Origin of the sequence: Mycolicibacterium chitae, assembly GCF_900637205.1 — a bacterium.
GTDB classification, from domain to species: domain Bacteria; phylum Actinomycetota; class Actinomycetes; order Mycobacteriales; family Mycobacteriaceae; genus Mycobacterium; species Mycobacterium chitae.
Map to the genome: position 1 here is coordinate 2,323,496 of NZ_LR134355.1, position 17,618 is coordinate 2,341,113.

15 protein-coding genes are annotated in these 17,618 nt (G+C 69.0%); 12 read left to right on the forward strand and 3 right to left on the reverse strand.

The window, feature by feature from the left end; all coding sequences use genetic code 11:
• The first annotated feature begins 2 nt into the window (after positions 1-2).
• The 10 genes from EL338_RS10945 to EL338_RS10985 all read left to right on the forward strand — a co-directional run bounded on the left by EL338_RS10945 (position 3) and on the right by EL338_RS10985 (position 10,137).
• Positions 3-1,559: an enoyl-CoA hydratase-related protein gene (locus tag EL338_RS10945; protein WP_126333773.1), complete on the forward strand. Its 1,557-nt coding sequence runs from the start codon at positions 3-5 to the stop codon at positions 1,557-1,559.
• A gap of 38 nt (positions 1,560-1,597) precedes the next feature.
• Positions 1,598-1,816, forward strand: coding sequence for a hypervirulence associated TUDOR domain-containing protein (locus EL338_RS10950; RefSeq protein ID WP_126333774.1), 219 nt, complete (start codon positions 1,598-1,600; stop codon positions 1,814-1,816).
• Positions 1,809-4,202, forward strand: coding sequence for an AAA family ATPase (locus tag EL338_RS10955; RefSeq protein ID WP_179967191.1), 2,394 nt, complete (start codon positions 1,809-1,811; stop codon positions 4,200-4,202). Before EL338_RS10950 ends, EL338_RS10955 begins: the two co-directional genes overlap by 8 nt.
• Before the next feature lie 89 nt (positions 4,203-4,291).
• Positions 4,292-4,528 (forward strand): hypothetical protein, encoded by a 237-nt coding sequence (locus EL338_RS10960; protein WP_126333775.1) that lies wholly within the window; start codon positions 4,292-4,294, stop codon positions 4,526-4,528.
• 48 nt (positions 4,529-4,576) lie between these two features.
• On the forward strand, positions 4,577-4,927 hold the full coding sequence (locus EL338_RS10965; RefSeq protein WP_126333776.1) for a heme-binding protein: 351 nt from the start codon (positions 4,577-4,579) through the stop codon (positions 4,925-4,927).
• A 231-nt stretch (positions 4,928-5,158) separates the two neighbouring features.
• Positions 5,159-5,665 carry a DUF5994 family protein gene (locus EL338_RS10970; RefSeq protein ID WP_126333777.1) on the forward strand — a complete coding sequence of 169 codons (507 nt, stop codon included), beginning with the start codon at positions 5,159-5,161 and terminating at the stop codon, positions 5,663-5,665.
• Positions 5,666-5,745: 80 nt separating this feature from the next.
• Positions 5,746-6,732 carry a hypothetical protein gene (locus EL338_RS10975; protein ID WP_126333778.1) on the forward strand — a complete coding sequence of 329 codons (987 nt, stop codon included), beginning with the start codon at positions 5,746-5,748 and terminating at the stop codon, positions 6,730-6,732.
• A gap of 92 nt (positions 6,733-6,824) precedes the next feature.
• On the forward strand, positions 6,825-6,956 hold the full coding sequence (locus tag EL338_RS26770; RefSeq protein WP_258538481.1) for a hypothetical protein: 132 nt from the start codon (positions 6,825-6,827) through the stop codon (positions 6,954-6,956).
• Between the two features lie 223 nt (positions 6,957-7,179).
• Positions 7,180-7,767 (forward strand): hypothetical protein, encoded by a 588-nt coding sequence (locus tag EL338_RS10980; RefSeq protein ID WP_126333779.1) that lies wholly within the window; start codon positions 7,180-7,182, stop codon positions 7,765-7,767.
• Positions 7,768-7,899: 132 nt separating this feature from the next.
• Positions 7,900-10,137, forward strand: a complete 2,238-nt coding sequence (locus tag EL338_RS10985) for an NADP-dependent isocitrate dehydrogenase (RefSeq protein ID WP_126333780.1) — start codon at positions 7,900-7,902, stop codon at positions 10,135-10,137.
• A gap of 6 nt (positions 10,138-10,143) precedes the next feature.
• Here the strand turns inward: EL338_RS10985 and EL338_RS10990 are convergent, their stop codons facing one another.
• Complete coding sequence (locus EL338_RS10990) at positions 10,144-10,647, reverse strand: Rv2253 family sensor-like surface protein (RefSeq protein WP_126333781.1); 504 nt, start codon at positions 10,645-10,647, stop codon at positions 10,144-10,146.
• 100 nt (positions 10,648-10,747) lie between these two features.
• Between EL338_RS10990 and EL338_RS10995 the strand changes: the two genes are divergently transcribed.
• Positions 10,748-11,158 (forward strand): hypothetical protein, encoded by a 411-nt coding sequence (locus tag EL338_RS10995; protein ID WP_235666441.1) that lies wholly within the window; start codon positions 10,748-10,750, stop codon positions 11,156-11,158.
• Positions 11,159-11,222: 64 nt separating this feature from the next.
• Positions 11,223-13,577, forward strand: coding sequence for a Tex family protein (locus EL338_RS11000; protein ID WP_435404932.1), 2,355 nt, complete (start codon positions 11,223-11,225; stop codon positions 13,575-13,577).
• A 15-nt stretch (positions 13,578-13,592) separates the two neighbouring features.
• Here EL338_RS11000 and aceA read toward each other — a convergent pair whose 3' ends face one another.
• Positions 13,593-15,875: an isocitrate lyase ICL2 gene (aceA, locus tag EL338_RS11005; RefSeq protein ID WP_126333783.1), complete on the reverse strand. Its 2,283-nt coding sequence runs from the start codon at positions 15,873-15,875 to the stop codon at positions 13,593-13,595.
• Between the two features lie 98 nt (positions 15,876-15,973).
• On the reverse strand, positions 15,974-17,593 hold the full coding sequence (locus EL338_RS11010) for a serine/threonine-protein kinase PknH/PknJ (RefSeq protein ID WP_235666442.1): 1,620 nt from the start codon (positions 17,591-17,593) through the stop codon (positions 15,974-15,976).
• Between the last annotated feature and the right edge of the window lie 25 nt (positions 17,594-17,618).

The following is a 17,618-nucleotide window of genomic DNA, read 5'->3' on the forward strand; positions in this document are numbered from 1 at the left end:
CCATGGCGATTGACTGGACCCAGGACGCCGACGGCGTCGTTGTCCTCACGATGGACGCCCCGGGGGCGGGCGCCAACACGATCACCGACGCCTTCCGTGGGGCGCTCGACCAGGCCCTGGACCGCATCGACGCCGAACGCGACGGCATCACCGGGGTGGTGATCGCCTCGGCGAAGAAGACCTTCCTGGCCGGCATGGACCTCGACGTGCTCGTCGAGCAGGTGATGCCGAGCGACCCCGCCGACGTCATGGCGCTGGCGACCGGACTCAAGGCACAGCTGCGCCGCCTGGAGACCCTCGGCCTGCCGGTGGTGGCGGCGATCAACGGCGCCGCGCTCGGCGGGGGCCTCGAGCTCGCGCTGGCCTGCCACCACCGCATCGCCGCCGACGTACCCGGCAACCGGATGGGCCTGCCCGAGGTGCAGTTGGGTGTGCTCCCCGGCGCGGGCGGCGTCGCGCGCACGGTGCGCCTGCTCGGCATCGAACCGGCGCTGACGGCGGTGCTGCTGTCCGGGGCCCGGCTGAAGCCGGTCGCGGCCCAGGAGATCGGCCTTGTCGACGACGTCGTCGGCGGCATCGACGAACTTGTCCCGGCCGCCAAGGCGTGGATTGCCGCCCACCCCGATGCGCATACCCAACCCTGGGATGTCCGGGGATACCGCATCCCCGGCGGCGAACCGTCGGAGCCCGCGTTCGCGCAGAACCTCCCCGCGTTCCCGGCGAACCTGCACAAGCGGCTCGGGACCGACCGCATGCCGGCGCCGCGTGCGATCCTGGCCGCGGCCGTGGAGGGCGCCCAGGTCGACTTCGACACCGCCCAGCTCATCGAATCGCGGTACTTCGTCTCGCTGGTCAAGAGCCCGGTGGCCCGAAACATGGTGCAGGCGTTCTTCTTCGACGTGCAGGCCGTGCAGAGCGCAGGCTCACAACCGCAAGACCTCGCCGGCGTCGTCGGCGACGAGTTCACCACGCGGGTGCGCGCCGCGCAGCTGATCGAGGCGATCCGCATGCTGGCCGACGGGATCGATCCGGCCGTCATCGAACAGGCCGCGACCCAGGCCGGTTACGCGGTGCCCCCGCTGCAGGCCGCCGACGAACTTGGCCTGGCGACCCTGCGCGAGATCATCGATGAGACCTCGGCCGACGGGGTTGTGGGCACGATGCTCGACCTTGGCCGGCCCGGCGCGCCGGGCGGGGCCGGCTTCTACGACTACCTCGACGGCCAACGGGCCCGGCTTTGGGACGGTCTGCGGGAGCAGTGGAACACGGTGCGCGAGCCGGAGGTACCGTTCGGCGATCTGCAGGACCGGCTGCTGTTCAGCCAGGTCATCGCGGCGCAGCAGGCGCTCGACGACGGGGTCGTCGACTCCGATGCGGCGGCCAACGTCGGGTCGCTGTTCGCGCTGGGCTTCCCGGCATGGACCGGGGGAGTCCGGCAGTTCGTCGCCGGTTACCCGGGTGGCGAGAAGGCCTTCCGGCGCCGCGCCGAGGCCCTGGCCGGCCGCTACGGCGAGCGCTTCCGGTTGCCCGCATCCCTGGGGGCGGTGCAGCGCGCCTGACGGGTGTTTGAATGGAGCCACTGACGAAGGGAGGACCGATGCCGAAGCGTTTCGCCGTCGGCGATCACGTGACGTGGAACCCCGAGGCGGGTCACGTCTCCGGCAAGATCACGAAGGTCCACACCAAGGACTTCGACTACAAGGGCCACCCCCGCCGCGCCTCCGAAGACGAACCTCAGTACGAAATCAAGAGCGACAAGACCGATCACATCGCCGCGCACAAGGGCGGCGCTCTGAGTCTTGTCGACGATGATTGACGAACTGGCGCCCGCCGGCGACCCGCTGGTCCTCACCGACGAGTTCCGGGAAGCGCTGAGCCTGCTGGCCGCGGGCCGACACCTGTTCCTCACCGGCAAGGCGGGCACCGGTAAGTCGACGCTGATCCGCCACTTCATGGCCGGCACCGACCGCAACGTCGTCGTGGTCGCACCCACCGGGATCGCCGCGCTCAACGTCGACGGCTACACCATCCACCGCCTGTTCGGATTCCGCACCACGACAACGCTGGCGGACGTCACCGGCGGTGTCTACCGGCCGGGCCGGTTCGCCAAGACGCTCGCATCGTTGGACACCCTGATCATCGACGAGGCGTCGATGGTGCGCGCCGACGTCTTCGACATGGTGGCCACCGCGCTGCAGCGGTTCGGCCCGGACCCCGGCGCCCCGTTGGGGGGCGTGCAGGTGGTGCTGGTGGGTGACCTCTACCAGCTGCCGCCGGTGGTGGGGGAGGGCGAACAGCAGTACTTCTCGACGGTCTACGACACCCCGTACTTCTTCTCCGCCAAGGCCTTCGAGCGCGAGGACTTTCCCACCCTGTCGCTGACCACCGTGTTCCGCCAGCTCGGTGACCAGCGGATGACCATGATCCTCAATGAGATTCGCGAGGGTGTCCTGCTGGGGCACGCCCAGGAACACCTCAACGCGCGGGTCGACAACGAGTTCGTGCCGCCGCCCGACGAGTTCTGGTTGACGCTGGCGCCCACCAACCGGCTGGTCACGGCCCGCAACCGGCAGCACCTCGAGCGGCTGCCGGGTGACGAGTTGCTGCACCGCGCCCAGGAATCCGGCGATCTGTCGCTGTTCGACAAGCCGATCGAGGACGAGCTGCGGTTCAAGGTCGGCGCTCAGGTCATGATGCTCAACAACGACCAGTCCGACCGCTGGGTCAACGGCTCGATCGGCCGGGTGGTGGGCGTCGGCTACGACCGCTTCGGCACGGTGGTCGAGATCGAGTTCCCGGACGGTTCGGTGGCCGACGTCGCGCCGTTCACCTGGGAGGCGACGCGCCCGGTGGTCGACGGCGGAACGCTGCGCCGCCAGGTCATCGGCACGTTCACCCAGTTGCCGTTCAAGCTGGCGTGGGCGATCACCATCCACAAGAGTCAGGGCCAAACCCTGGATCGGTTGGTGGTCGACCTGACCGGCGGCATGTTCTCCACCGGGCAGCTGTACGTCGCGCTGAGCCGCTGCACTTCGCTGGCCGGCCTGGTGCTCAAACGCCCGGTGCTGCCCAAGGACCTCAAGATCGACCGGCGCATCACCCGTTTCCTGCGCGGTTCGACCCCCGGCGACCAGGCGCGCCGATTCTGCGCCATCGGCATGCTCACCGTCGGCGACGAGGGCCGGATGTCGCGGCCCCGCCCCGTCGAGTTCGCGGTCGCCTTCGACGACGGCACCGCGGTTTCCACCCTGATCAACCCGCAGCGCGACCTGGCCGACGCGCGGACCGCCTACGGCATCAGCGTCTCCGATGTCCTGCTGGCCCCGACCCTGCGGGAAGCCTGGGGGGTGATCGCCCCGATGCTCGCCGGCTGCACCCCCGTCGGCGTCGCCGTCGATGAGACCCTGGGGCTGATCGACTTCGAACTCAAACGCCTCGGCTACGTCACCGCGATGCCGCTGGGCATCGAGCTGAAAGGCGCTCCGATCCGCGGCCGCACCGCACTCGAACGGGCTCGGTCTGCACTCGAACTACATTCTGGGACAACGGTATCGGCAGGTGCGTCGCCGTTCGAGGAGCCCGAACCCGTCGAATCGGTGTCCGGACTATCGGTGTCCGGACTGCTGATCAGCCGCGACCACGACGTCGAGACGCCGGCCGCGCGGCACCTACCGGCGCTGTCGGCGCTGCTGCGGGTCAGCCGAAAGCTTGGCGCCGCGCTGCTGGGCACGGCGCCCGAGATGCCGGCCGCCCTGACCGACGAGTCCACCTGGGACGGGACCGCGCGTCAGGCCGCGGCCGACCAGCTGCGACAGGCGGCCACCCGGGCGACGCTGCCCGATGACGTGGTTCAGCGATTGCGGGCCGCCTCGACGTTGCTGGGAGCGCAGGATCTGGCCGAGGCCCTGGACGAGGCGGTCCCGTCACGCGTCGACATCGGCGAGGTGCTGGTGGCCGGGGCCCGAATCTGTTTCACCGGAACCGCTCTCGATCACACCGGACGAGTGGTGGAGCGCGACGAGATGGAGCGACTGGCCGCCGCGGCGGGACTGTCCCCGGTGCGCACGGTGACCAAAACCCGGTGCGAGGTGCTGGTGATCGCCGAGGCCGGCACCCAGTCCGGCAAGGCGCGCAAGGCCCAGGAGTACGGCAAGCCGGTGTTCACCGCCGCGGAGTTCCTCGACTGGCTCACCGGCCGCTGACTGCGCCGCGGCGCGGCCAGTGTTTGAGTTCTTCTCCGCGCGGGAAGTTCAGTGTCCAGTGTGAACTGGCCCAACCGGCGGAGGTAGCTGTGCGCAAAGCGATTCATGAGATACCGATCGTTGCCGCGGCCGCGTTGGTCACCGCCTTCGCGGCGGTCCCGGTCGCGGGTGCCAGCCCGGTGTCGGTCGCTCCGATTCCCGTCGAATTCCCGTACTGCGACCTCGGGATCGACACCTGCGGGGACGACGACCTCCAGCTCATCCACGACGATCCCAACGAGACCGAGGACATGCAGTTCGGCGGCGGCGCCGCGTTCGGAAACTAGCGACGACACGGTGATCGCTTGTGGCTCGACCCAAATAGAGGAGTGGAAATGTCTGTTTTCGTCCGATCCGTAGGTGCCGCGGCGATCGCCGGCGCCGCCCTGTTCGGTTCCGGCGCCGTGGCCTCGGCGCAACCGGCGCCCCCGGGTTGCTCGATCGCCGACCAGGCCCGGGTGCAGGCCGGCGTCTCTACCGCGTTGTCGGCCTACGTATTCGCTCACCCGGAGGTGAATGCGTTCTTCTCCGATCTGCGCTACCAACCCGCGGACGGGCGGCGCGCCAAGGCGGACGAGTGGCGGGCGCAGAACCCGCAACTTTCGGCCGAGTTGGAGGGGATCCGGCAGCCGATGACCGACTTCCGGGCGCGCTGCGGGCTGGCCAAGTCCGACGACGAGGATTGATACCGCCACCCTACGCCCGTATTGCGTTTGGCTACGGAACTGTATGACATGCCAATGTCACTGTTGCGCAACGGACTTGATGTCGCCGCCGATCCAGCGCCGCGCGCGGTTTCCAGCGTGCGGTAGGGTTACGGACACCGGCGATCCCTTGTGCGACGAATGTCCGCGTTCGCGTCATCGCAGGTTGGAATTCGTGGCCGTTTCGCGGCCAGATGGGGGCATCAAGCTTCGATGCGTACCAAGGATGGATCGACTCGCGGCGCGGGTGCGCCCGCGAAGACAGCGCCCGCGAAGGCGGAGAACAGACGACTGGCGCTGTCCCGCGCCGGATCGGCGCACGGCTGTGTGGACGGGGCCTGGTGGCCCACCAGCGCCAACCTGGGATCAGAGCTGCCCGATCTGGTGGCCGTCTTCAGCCGGTGGATCGGATCCATCCACCGCGTCGTCTACGACCCCGTCCTGTGGACGACGGCGCCGTCCCGGCTGATCAAGCACGGTTCGGCCATCTCGGTGGATCCCTACCGGATGGTCCACCGGGAGACGATCGGCCTGATGGGCACGCACTCCCGCACCGCGATCCTGTTCGTCGTCGCCCCGGCGGCCCCGGCGGTCATCGCGCACAAGATGCTCGACCTGGTCGAATGCTCGGCCGAACCGGTTGCCGCCGCCGCGCTGCTGCAGCGCTACGCCGAGTTGTCCGCGGAAGCGATGGCCCTCCAGCGCTGCGACGACCGCTGATCCGACCGAACGCCTGACACGGCGCTCGGCGGCACCCGATACTCCCGGGTGTAGCCGCGTCGAACGCAGGGGGGTATCGGGTGCTGGATCGAGTGGACTTCAGCGTCACCAGGCAGGCACCCACGCTCGATCACTACCGACGCGAATGGACCCCCGGGCCGGATGTCACCCTCGGCGGCGTCTGGGTAGGTGCGGTGGTCAGCGACCAAGCGGGCCGCAACTATTTGGGTCTGCGTGGCACCGACGACTTCGTGACCGGGATGACCCACGTGGTGTCCCCGGTGTGCGGGTTCCGCGCCCTGCACCCCGGCGCCGAGGCCACCCACCTGTTCAGCGAGTACTCCGGAATCGACTGGTTCGAGCCGCTGACCTACACCGACAGCGGCGACCGGTTGCAGACCAGCTATCCCAGCGGCCGGTTCGAGTGGGACGATGACGGATTTCACTGGTACGACGCCGGGAATCGCTGGGAATTGCACGGCCGCACGGTGAGCGACGTGGCCATCACCCACGTTCCGATCCAGCCGGGCATCGAGCATCAGGTGCACTACCGCCACGAGCTGATGTATGCGACCGGGATCATCGACGGTGTCGAGGTGTCCGGATATGCCCACCAGGATTTCGCGTACGGCCCGCCCGGGATGATCTACACCGAGCTTCCCGTCGCGCGGCACTTGCAGGGCATGTGGATGTCCTGGCTGCACGCCTACCCCGACGGTCGGCTGGGTGGCGGCAGCTTCTGGCAGGGGCGCGACGGGCTGGACTTCGGGCCCGGCTACCTGCTCGAGGACGGCGTCACCACCGTGCATCGCGACATCGTGGCGACCCCGACCTTCGACGAGAACGGGAAGATGACCGCCCTGGAGGCGACTGTGGGCGCCGCTTCCTACAACTTCGCCTTCGACACCAGCGGCAGTCCGCTGCACTACTTCGGTCGGGTGGTGAGCGACGGCGCCGGGACCGCCCCGGCGCGCAGTTGGTGCTGGGTGGAATACGCCGGCGGGATGCTGACCCCGGAGTTGCTGGACATGATGAACCAGCAGTTCAGGCTGGTTCGCGGGCGCTGACGCACCCGGCGCAGCGCAACTGGCTTTTATTTTTTTCTCGGGTATGGTCGCCTATACAGCATGATTGTCGCTTTGTAAAAGGAGCCGCAAGAGTGAGTAACAAGTCGCGGGGTCGTGGCCAGAAGAAACCACAAATGACAATTAAAGAACGCCGCGCAGAAAAGCGCGCCAAGTTCGCCGACGACGGCTCTGTTGCTTCCAAGCGTAAGCGGGATCGCGTCTGACGCAACGCTCTGAACTGCTCGGACAGTGGGTACAGGGTGTGTCGCACGACGAACTGAAGCGCCCTGTGTCAGCTGGAAATCTCTAGTCGCTTAAAGGCTGCGGTGACATGCCGCCTGCTCAAATTTCGTGAGATGGCGCAGGGCATAATCCGAAAATTCGGAAGTCTTATTTCGCGGAAATGGGCCGATGTAACATCGTCGGCCCCATGAGCTAGGAGGGCTTATGTTGACGGCAGGCAGTTCCGTCCCGGCGGTTGTCGTCCTCGGCCGGCAGACACCACTGCTCGATGTGATCCTCGAGGAGTTCCGCCGCCGCGGTGACACCGCGATCTACGGCGGTGCGCCGGCGGTCTCGACGCCGGCCGAGGCAATGGCCCGGCGGGCCGAGCTGGAGCGGTTGAGCGACAACATCGACTCGCTCCTGGTGGTGATCGACGACGAAACCCTGGAATCCCTTTTCCGGGAGGATCGTTCGCGGCGGTCGCGCAAGCTGCTGCGGGTCGAAGAGGACCAGATCACCGAGTTCGTCACCGACACCATCGTCTCGGCGGACCCGGACCGGCTGCTGGTCCTCGGTGACGCGCGGCTCGCCGACGCCACCGAACGGCCGCAGGCCGTCCGCTGGGTGCGGCAACTGACGGCACGGATCGGCTACGAGTGCGAGATCAACGGCACCGACGACCTCGCCACCACCTACGAGGTCCTCGGCCCCGACGACGACGTCGCCCACACCGCGCACTCGGTCGCGCAGTGGCACGACGGCCGGCTCGGTCGGCGGCGGGAACGCCCGCCGGCGCTCAGCGGGGCCTAATGTAGATCCCGGCCCAGTCGCGCGCGGGGGACCACCGCAGGCGATACTGGTAGCCGTCACTACGGGGTAGCCGCGATCACAGCGCGGTGCCCCACGAGACCTGACCGACTACACCACGCCGGGAGTACATGCATGAGCGCCGAGCAGCCGACCATCATCTACACGCTGACCGATGAGGCGCCGCTACTGGCGACCTACGCGTTCCTGCCGATCGTCCAGACCTTCGCCGGCGCGGCCGGCATCGACGTCAAGACCAGCGACATCTCCGTCGCGGCGCGCATCCTCGCCGAGTTCAGCGACCGCCTGACCGACGAGCAGAAGGTGCCCGACAACCTCGCTGAACTGGGCGCCCTCACCCAGGACCCGTCGGCCAACATCATCAAGCTGCCGAACATCAGCGCCTCGGTGCCGCAGCTGCTGGCCGCCATCAAGGAGTTGCGCGCCAAGGGTTACGACCTGCCCGACTTCCCGGGTGACCCGAAGACCGACGAGGAAAAAGAGATCCGGCGGCGCTACGGCAAGATCCTGGGCAGCGCGGTGAACCCGGTGCTGCGCGAAGGCAACTCGGACCGCCGCGCGCCCAAGGCCGTCAAGGAGTACGCCAAGAAGCACCCGCACAGCATGGGTGAGTGGTCGCAGGCCTCCCGCACGCACGTCGCGACCATGAAGGAAGGCGACTTCTACCACGGCGAGAAGTCGATGACGCTGGACAAGGCCCGCAACGTCAAGATGGTCCTCGAGACCGCCGACGGCGAGACCATCGTGCTCAAGCCCGAGGTCAAGCTCGACGAGGGCGACGTCATCGACAGCATGTTCATGAGCAAGAAGGCGCTCTACCAGTTCTACGAAGAGCAGATCGAGGACGCCTACAAGACCGGTGTGATGTTCTCGCTGCACGTCAAGGCCACCATGATGAAGGTGTCGCACCCCATCGTGTTCGGTCACGCGGTGAAGGTCTTCTACAAGGACGCTTTCGCCAAGCACGAGAAGCTGTTCGACGAGCTGGGCGTGAACGTCAACAACGGCATGTCCGACCTGTACGACAAGATCTCGACGCTGCCGGCCTCGCAGCGCGAGGAGATCATCCAGGATCTGCACCGCTGCCACGAGCATCGCCCGGAGTTGGCCATGGTCGACTCGGTCAAGGGCATCTCGAACTTCCACTCGCCGTCCGACGTGATCGTCGACGCCTCGATGCCGGCGATGATCCGGCTCGGCGGCAAGATGTACGGCGCCGACGGCCGCACCAAGGACACCAAGGCCGTCAACCCGGAGTCCACCTTCTCCCGGATCTACCAGGAGATGATCAACTTCTGTAAGACCCACGGCCAGTTCGACCCGACCACCATGGGCACCGTGCCCAACGTCGGCCTGATGGCGCAGAAGGCCGAGGAGTACGGCAGCCACGACAAGACCTTCGAGGTCCCCGCCGACGGCGTCGCCAACATCGTCGATATCGAGACCGGCGAGGTGCTGCTCAGCCAGAACGTCGAGGAGGGCGATATCTGGCGGATGCCGGTGGTCAAGGACGCCCCGATCCGGGACTGGGTGAAGCTGGCCGTGACCCGCGCCCGCGCGTCGGGCATGCCGGTGGTGTTCTGGCTGGACACCGAGCGTCCGCACGAGGTCGAGCTGCGCAAGAAGGTCAAGACCTACCTCAAGGATCACGACACCGAGGGGCTGACCATCCAGATCATGCCGCAGGTCTGGGCCATGCGGTACACCATCGAGCGGGCGGTCCGCGGCCAGGACACCATCGCCGCGACCGGCAACATCCTGCGCGACTACCTGACCGACCTGTTCCCGATCCTGGAGCTGGGCACCAGCGCCAAGATGCTCTCGATCGTGCCGCTGATGGCCGGCGGCGGCCTGTACGAGACCGGTGCCGGCGGCTCGGCGCCCAAGCACGTGCACCAGCTGGTGGAGGAGAACCACCTGCGTTGGGACTCCCTCGGCGAGTTCCTGGCGTTGGGCGCCAGCCTCGAGGACATGGGCGCCAAGACCGACAACGCCAAGGCCAAGCTGCTGGGCCAGGCGCTGGACACCGCGACCGGAAAGTTGTTGGACGAGAACAAGAGTCCGTCGCGCAAGGCCGGCGAGCTGGACAACCGCGGCAGCCAGTTCTACCTGGCGATGTACTGGGCGCAGGCGTTGGCCGAGCAGACCGAGGACGCGGAGCTGGCCAAGCAGTTCGCGCCGCTGGCCAAGGCGTTGGCCGAGCACGAGCACGCGATTGTCGCCGAGCTCAACGAGGTGCAGGGCAGCGCCGCCGACATCGGCGGCTACTACTACCCGGATCCGGAGAAGCTCACCGCGGTGATGCGCCCCAGCAAGACCTTCAACGAGCTGATCGGCGGCGCCGCGGTCTGACGCGGTCTACAGCGGGGCGGGCACCGCGGTCAGCGGGATCACCACGGTGCCCGCGCACGCCCCGTCGGCGATGGTGGTGTCGAACGTGCCCTTCAGCGACCCATCGGACTGCGGCGTGTAGGTGGTCACCGACTTCGCCGGGTCGAACGTGATGGTTCCGTCGGGCAACAGGCAGTCCCAGTTCCAGTTGTTGGTCCGCGTCCACACCGAACCGGTCCAGTCGAAGCGCATCGCCTTCGGCACGTTGTCCTTCGGCGTGGGCCCGTCGGTGGCGGTCGCCACGCAGGTACCCGAGGAACAGTCCGTCTCGAAGACATAGCCGGCGGTGTAGGCGGTCTCCTGCTGCGAGGCGGCCACGCTGGTGCCCGACTTCTGGTCGGTGTGGAAGGTGATCTTGTAGCGACCACCCCAGAACGCCTCGTCGGCGTGGGCGACCGGTGCCGCGAGCAGCGGACCCACCAGCAGGGCGGCGGCAACGACGACTGCGCGGCGCGAGTTCGTGTCTGGCATGGGTTCACTGTGACAGACGGGACATCTGTTGTGCACGTTCCGGGCAATCCCGGCGCCGATTCCGGGCTCGCGTGCGGGTGCCGCGAATTACCATGACGGCATGATTCGGCTGGCCGCGGCCCTGGGTTCGGCAATCTTGTTGGCGTTCACCGGGGTGGCGTTCAGCAGCGGCGCCGCACACGCGGGCCCGCCGCCGCCGTGCACCTACCGACTGTCGGCACCGCAGGTGGTGCACATCTCCGGCGTCGACATGGTCACCGCCACCCTCGAGGTCGACGACTGCGGGTGGCCGGCCGAACCGTACTCCAGTGTGGTCTGCCTGCAGGTCGACGGCGACGGCACGACCACCACCTGCATGCAGGCCCACGGACCCGAGAAGGCGCAGGTCTACTTGGGGCCGCACCGGCCCGGCACCGCCTACGCCGCCACGGGCCGTGGTTGCGGGCGCTGGGTGGGCAACCCGCCGGCCCCGGACTGCCAGCGGTTGGGGCCCGTCACCGCGACACTGTAGGGCCCGTTCCACCCCGCTGTCGGACGGGTTCGGTAGGGTCCTGCGGGTGAATTCGAGCCTGCCCGTGAAGTCCGTAAACGCCCGTCTCGCTGAGGAACTGGCCATCGCGGAAACCCAGGTCGCCGCCGCGGTCCGCCTGCTCGACGAGGGTTCCACGGTCCCGTTCATCGCCCGGTACCGCAAGGAGGTGACCGGCAGCCTCGACGACGGTCAGCTGCGCACCCTGGAGGAGCGGCTGCGCTACCTGCGCGAGCTCGACGAACGGCGCGCGGCGGTGCTGGCCTCCATCGACGAGCAGGGCAAGCTCACCGACGCGCTGCGCGCGGCGCTGCTGGCCGCCGACACCAAGGCCCGGGTGGAGGACATCTACCTGCCCTACAAGCCCAAGCGCCGGACCAAGGCGCAGATCGCCCGCGAGGCCGGGCTGGAACCGCTGGCCGACCGGCTGCTCGCCGATCCCGCGCTGGTGCCCGAGGCCGAGGCCGCCGGATTCCTCAACGACCAGGTGGCCGACGCGGCCGCCGCGCTCGAGGGCGCCCGCCACATCCTGGTGGAGCGGGCCGCCGAGGACGCCGAGCTGGTGGGGGAGATCCGGGAGAAGTTCTGGACCGAGGGTGCGTTGCGGACCGCGCCGGCCTCCGAGGAGATCGCCAAAACCCCGGAAGCGCAGAAATTCCGCGACTACTTCGAGTTCGGCGAGGCCCTGCAGACCTGCCCGTCGCACCGGGTGCTGGCGGTGATGCGCGGGGAGAAGGAGAAGGTCCTGGCGCTGAACCTCGAGGGCGGCGCCGACGAGGGCTACCTGGCCATGGTGGCCCGCACCCTCGGCATCGACATGACCGCCGGCGCTGCCGGCACCGCCTGGCTGTCGTCGGTCGTGTCGTTCGCCTGGCGTACGCGGCTGATGTTCTCCGCGGCGGTCGACGCGCGGATGCGGCTGCGGCAGCGCGCCGAGGAGGAGGCGGTCGCGGTGTTCGCCACGAACCTCAAGGACCTGTTGCTGGCGGCCCCGGCGGGCACCCGCACCACCCTCGGGCTGGACCCGGGCTTTCGCACCGGGGTGAAGGTCGCGGTGGTCGACGGCACCGGCAAGGTGCTCGACACCTGCGCGATCTTCCCGCATCAGCCGCAGAAGCAGTGGGACGTCGCCAAGGCCACGCTGGCCGCGCTCGTCGCCCGGCACGGCGTCGAGCTGATCGCCATCGGCAACGGCACCGCCTCACGGGAGACCGACGCGCTGGCCGCCGAGCTCATCGCCGACATGCGCGCCGCCGGGGCCAAGCCGCCGACCAAGGCGATGGTCAGCGAGGCCGGCGCCTCGGTGTACTCCGCGTCGGCCTACGCGGCCCACGAGTTGCCCGAGTTGGACGTCACGCTGCGCGGCGCGGTGTCGATCGCCCGCCGGCTGCAGGACCCGCTGGCCGAGCTCGTCAAGATCGAACCCAAGTCGATCGGCGTCGGCCAGTACCAGCACGACGTGACCCCGGGCATCCTGGCCCGCAGTCTGGGCGCCGTCGTCGAGGACGCCGTGAACGCCGTCGGGGTGGACCTCAACACCGCGTCGGTGCCGCTGCTGGCCCGGGTCTCCGGCATCACCGAATCGCTGGCCGAATCGATCGTCACGCACCGCGACAACACCGGCCCGTTCCGCAGCCGCCGGGGTCTGCTCGACGTTCCGCGCCTGGGCCCCAAGGCTTTCGAGCAGTGCGCGGGCTTCCTGCGGATCCGCGGCGGCGACGACCCGCTGGACGCCTCCGGCGTGCACCCCGAGGCCTACCCGGTGGTGCGTCGCATCCTGGACCGCTCCGGGGTCACGCTGGCCGAGATCATCGGCGCCGAGAAGACGCTGCGGTCCCTGCGGCCCGCCGACTTCGCCGATGAGAACTTCGGCATCCCCACGGTCACCGACATCCTCGCCGAACTCGAGAAGCCGGGTCGTGACCCGCGTCCGGCGTTCACCACCGCGACGTTCGCCGACGGGGTGGAGAAGGTGGCCGACCTCAAGGTCGGCATGGTGCTCGAGGGCGTGGTCACCAACGTCGCGGCCTTCGGCGCGTTCGTCGACGTCGGCGTGCACCAGGACGGCCTGGTGCACGTCTCGGCCATGGCCGACCGCTACGTCTCCGACCCGCACGAGGTGGTCCGCTCCGGTCAGGTGGTGCGGGTCAAGGTCCTCGACGTCGATGTGGAGCGGCAGCGGATCGGGTTGAGCCTGCGCCTCAACGACACCCCGGCCGCCGGCAAGCGCGCGCCGAACCCGCGCGGCGGCGGCCAGGGTGGCGGCGGCAAGAGTGGCGGCGGCCAGAAGAACCGCGGCGAGCAGCGGAACCCGAACCGCGCCAAGAACTCCCGGCGGGAGTCCGCGGCACCGGCGGGGTCGATGGCCCAGGCGCTGCGCGACGCCGGCTTCGGCCGGTAACCGGGCGGGGCCGGCTCAGTCCTCCTTGCGGATCAGCCGGCCCAGCGCCGCGCCGTCGGCGGCGAGCAGCTCCTCGATGCGGGGCTGGTTCACGTCGGCGACGATGATCTCGCCGACCTCGGGGTAGACGTTGCTGAAGATGCCGTGCGACTTCATCTTCTCGGTCTGATAGATGTTGTCCTCGGTCGGCGTCACGTAGTAGACGATCTCGGCCTTGAACCGGTGGATCAGCCACACGTGGATCAGGTCCATCAGGCGCTTCTGCCGCAACTGCTCGGCGAAGGTGTTCTGGTCGCGCACCGTCAGGATGCTGCGGCCGTGCCGGTCCTTGATCGGATCCACCACCACGTTGGCCAGCGGGTCGGGCGCGCTGCCGTAGATGCCGAGCTCGAGGATGTCCGAGCCGGCGCGGCGCGGGCGCAACTCGACGCGCAACTGCTCGCCGAGCTGATAGTGCTCGCCCCACAGCGCCAGCCAGTCCTCCAGCAGCTTCTTGGGCACCTCGGTCTGCACCAGATGCTGGTGCTGGGTGGAGCCCTTGCCCATCGCCTTGGTGGTCGCCGTCCGGCCGGAGGAGGCCGCCAGCGCGGCGTCGCTGCGGGGGCCGCCGACCAGTGTTTGCGGTGTGCGATAAGGGGATTCGACCAGCCGCATCTTGCGCTGCAGGCGGGCCAGCGCCAGCATGCCCTCCTGGCGCAGCGAGGTGGCGAACTCCTCGCAGGCCACCCCGTCGACCTGATGGCCACCGTAGGTGATGAAGTTGAAGACGAAGCCCATCTTGCCGAGTTCCTCGGGGAAGGCGCGCATCTCGTCGTCGGTCATGCCGGTGGTGTCCCAGTTGAACGACGGGGACAGGTTGTAGGCCAGCATCTGGTCCGGGTACACCGCGTGGATGGCCTCGGCGAACTCACGCGCATCGGCCAGGTCGGCGGTCTTGGTCTCCATCCACAGGATGTCGGCGAACGGGGCCGCGGCCAGCGACTTGGCGATGGCGTACGGAATGCCGCCGCGCACCTGGTAATAACCTTCGGGGGTCTTGGCGAGTTCGCAGTCCCAGGCGACGTCGGCCCCCAACTCCTTGGCCTTCTCCCGGGCCGAGAACAGCGACGCGGTGGCCGCGAACTCCCGCCACTCGGCCGCCGTCATGGCCGCCGATTCGCCCTCGCGTTCACGGTATTCGAGCAGATCGCCCACGGCGCCGCCGTAGGTGTCCAGCCCGGCGTCGTCCTGCCAGGCCTCCACGAAGGCCGATTCGACCTTGTCGAAGGTGGCGTCCAGCAGGGTTTCGGCGCCGTCGAGCCAGGCCTTGGCCGCATCGGCCACCTGCGCCAGCAGACCGTGGCGTTCCAGCCAGGCCTCGGCCGCGGCGTACTCGGCATCGGGCAGCGCGTAGAGCAGGTGGCCGTTGAGTTCGGTGACCCCCAGCTGGTGGAACCGGCGCATCAACGCCAAGAAGCACGACTTGTAGGCGGGCACCTTGAGGTTGGTGGCGCCGAGCAGGAACGGCTGATCGCGCTCGTCGGCGCGACTGTCGATCAGGTTGGCGGCCTCGGCGTCGGTGCGGGCCACGATGATGCCCGGCACCCGCATGATGTCGAGCTGGAAGCGGGCGGTGTTGAGCCGCTTGATCTGCTCGTCGGAGGGCACCAGCACCTTGCCGCCCTGATGGCCGCACTTCTTGGTGCCCGGCCGCTGGTCCTCGATGTGATAGCCGGGCACGCCGGCCTCGACGAACCGCCGAATCAGGTTGCGCACGTGCGGATCACCGCCGTGGCCGGTGTCGGCGTCGGCGATGATGAACGGCCGATAGTCGTAGGCGGGGGTGGCGGCGCGCTGCTCGTCGGACATCCGCGAACGCAGGTACTGCTGATTGCGGTCGGCGGTCAGCAGCGCCCGCACCAGCCCGGCCGCCTCCTCGGGCACCTGACTGAGCGGATAGCTGGCCAGGTCCGGGCCCGGGTCCTCGCTGATCGAGCCCTTCGCCGAGGTCGCCCAGCCGCCGAGGTAGATGCCCTCGATGCCCATCCGCTTCATGACCACTGCCTGCCCCGGCGAGTAGGGGCCGAACGTGGTGATGCTCTTCTTCTGCTTGAACAGCTCCCGCAGGTGCGGGTAAAAGGCGGCGGCCGCCTCGCGCGCCACCGGAAAGTCCGACGGGATGGTGCCGCGTTGCTCGGCGACCTGGCGCGCGGAGTACAGCCGGGTCACCGCCTCGAACCGGGGGCTGTCGAAATACGCCTGAGTCGCGGCGATGTCTGCCTCGAAGTACTCCTGGAAGCTTGTGTTGAGAGTTGACATGCGCGCTGCTCCTCTGTGAGCTCGGGGCCTCGCGAGGCACCCGAGGGCGGTCAGTCGATTATCGCGACGAACCTCCATGCTGGCATGAAGTTCGTCGATCACCCACCGTTACCGCTGGAGATCTGGTCGGCGATCTGTCCGGCCAGCGTGTCGGCGCGGTCGCCGACCGCCCCGGTCAGGCAGGCGTTGACGTCGACGACGACATTGGCGACGGGCCGCAGCGCGCGCTGGCAGGTGACCTCGCTGCCGACCCGGCTGTTGGTCACGGTCAGCGTCTCGTCGGTGCGCGCGGTGTTGCCCAGCCGCCAGTCGTCAGTGGGCTCGCCGGAACCCTTCGACACCTGGGCGGTCTTGGCCGCGCAGCCCGGCCACAGCCCGGCCTGGCGGTCCACGAAGCTGCGCGCGAGTTCGGCGGTGCCGAAGGCGATCACGCTCTGCACGACGCTGGCCTTGATCTGCGTGTCGACCGGATTCACCACCTGCGTGAAGGGTGCTGTGGCGCCGCTGTTTTGGAAAGCCGACTGCTGCGCCGGGTACATCACGGCGGTGCATTCGGGAACGTTGATCAACCGGTCGTTGTAGAACCCGCCGGACGAACCGCTGGCCTGCATGGGGATGCCCATGACCGCCGAAATCTCCTCGGCGGGCAGCAGCGCGTCCGGCAGGTCGGCGTCGGCGAGGGTGACGGCCGCCGGGGCCGGGGCGGCAGTGGTCGGTGCGGCGCTCGGCGCGGGTGCCGGGTCGTCGCGCAGCACCACGGCGGCCGACACGCCGGCACCCACCAGGAGCGCCGCGCCGGCCGCGGCGGCCAGTTTCACGCCGGTGCGTGACCGCGGCGGGGGAGGCGGCGGCGTGAAGCGGGGCTGCGGCGGGGCCTGCCGGTGCAACGCGTCGGCCGCGGCGGCGGCCAGCGCGCGACCCGACGGGTAGCGGTGGGCCGGATCCTTGGCCATCGCGGTTCCCACCACCGCGTCGAAAGCCGGTGTCAGCGGCGCGAACTCGCTGGGGCGCGGCGCCGGGCGCTGCAGGTGCGCCATGGCCTGGGCCGCCATGCTGGGCGCGTCCGCGAACGGCGTGCGCCCGGTCAGCAGCTGGAACAGCGCGCAACCCAGCGAGTACAGGTCCGAACGGTGATCGACGTTCCGGCCGTCGAGCACCTCCGGGGCCGCATAGGCCATGGTCGTCATCACCGCGTTGGTGGCGGTCATCCCGGCGTCGTCGGCCGCGCGGGCGATGCTGAAATCGCTGAGCAGGACCCGCTCCTCGGGGCCGACGGGCCCGGACAGCAGGAAGTTGGCGGGTTTGATGTCGCGGTGCAGCACCCGCCGGGAGTGCGCGTAGTCCAGGGCCTCGGCCACCGCGGCGACGATGTGCACCGCGCGCTGCGGGGTCATGGTGCCCGCGCGCAGGGCCGCGTCGGCGTCGGTGCCGTCGACCAACTGCATGGCGATCCACAGGCGCCCCTCGGCGGACTCGCCGCGGTCGTACACCGAGACGATGTTGGGATGATCCAGGCTCGCGGCGATGTCGGCCTCGCGCCGGAAGCGGGCCCGGAACTCCGGATCGGCGGACAGTTCGGCCGACATCACCTTCAGCGCGTCGAGCCGGGGCAGTTCAGGATCGGCCGCCGCGTACACGGTGCCCATGCCGCCGGCGCCGAGCTTGCCCTGTATCCGGTAGCCGGACACTACCGAGCCGATGCCGATGGTCCCCGTCACCCGGCCACGATATCGCCGTCGTCCA

What these genes read in the sequence shown, in the direction of transcription:
- EL338_RS10945 (WP_126333773.1), top strand. Translation starts at nt 3, where the DNA reads ATGGCGATTGACTGGACCCAGGACGCCGACGGCGTCGTTGTCCTCACG.
- EL338_RS10950 (WP_126333774.1), top strand. Translation starts at nt 1,598, where the DNA reads ATGCCGAAGCGTTTCGCCGTCGGCGATCACGTGACGTGGAACCCCGAG.
- EL338_RS10955 (WP_179967191.1), top strand. Translation starts at nt 1,809, where the DNA reads ATGATTGACGAACTGGCGCCCGCCGGCGACCCGCTGGTCCTCACCGAC.
- EL338_RS10965 (WP_126333776.1), top strand. Translation starts at nt 4,577, where the DNA reads ATGTCTGTTTTCGTCCGATCCGTAGGTGCCGCGGCGATCGCCGGCGCC.
- EL338_RS10970 (WP_126333777.1), top strand. Translation starts at nt 5,159, where the DNA reads ATGCGTACCAAGGATGGATCGACTCGCGGCGCGGGTGCGCCCGCGAAG.
- EL338_RS10980 (WP_126333779.1), top strand. Translation starts at nt 7,180, where the DNA reads ATGTTGACGGCAGGCAGTTCCGTCCCGGCGGTTGTCGTCCTCGGCCGG.
- EL338_RS10985 (WP_126333780.1), top strand. Translation starts at nt 7,900, where the DNA reads ATGAGCGCCGAGCAGCCGACCATCATCTACACGCTGACCGATGAGGCG.
- EL338_RS10990 (WP_126333781.1), bottom strand. Translation starts at nt 10,647, where the DNA reads ATGCCAGACACGAACTCGCGCCGCGCAGTCGTCGTTGCCGCCGCCCTG.
- EL338_RS10995 (WP_235666441.1), top strand. Translation starts at nt 10,748, where the DNA reads ATGATTCGGCTGGCCGCGGCCCTGGGTTCGGCAATCTTGTTGGCGTTC.
- aceA (WP_126333783.1), bottom strand. Translation starts at nt 15,875, where the DNA reads ATGTCAACTCTCAACACAAGCTTCCAGGAGTACTTCGAGGCAGACATC.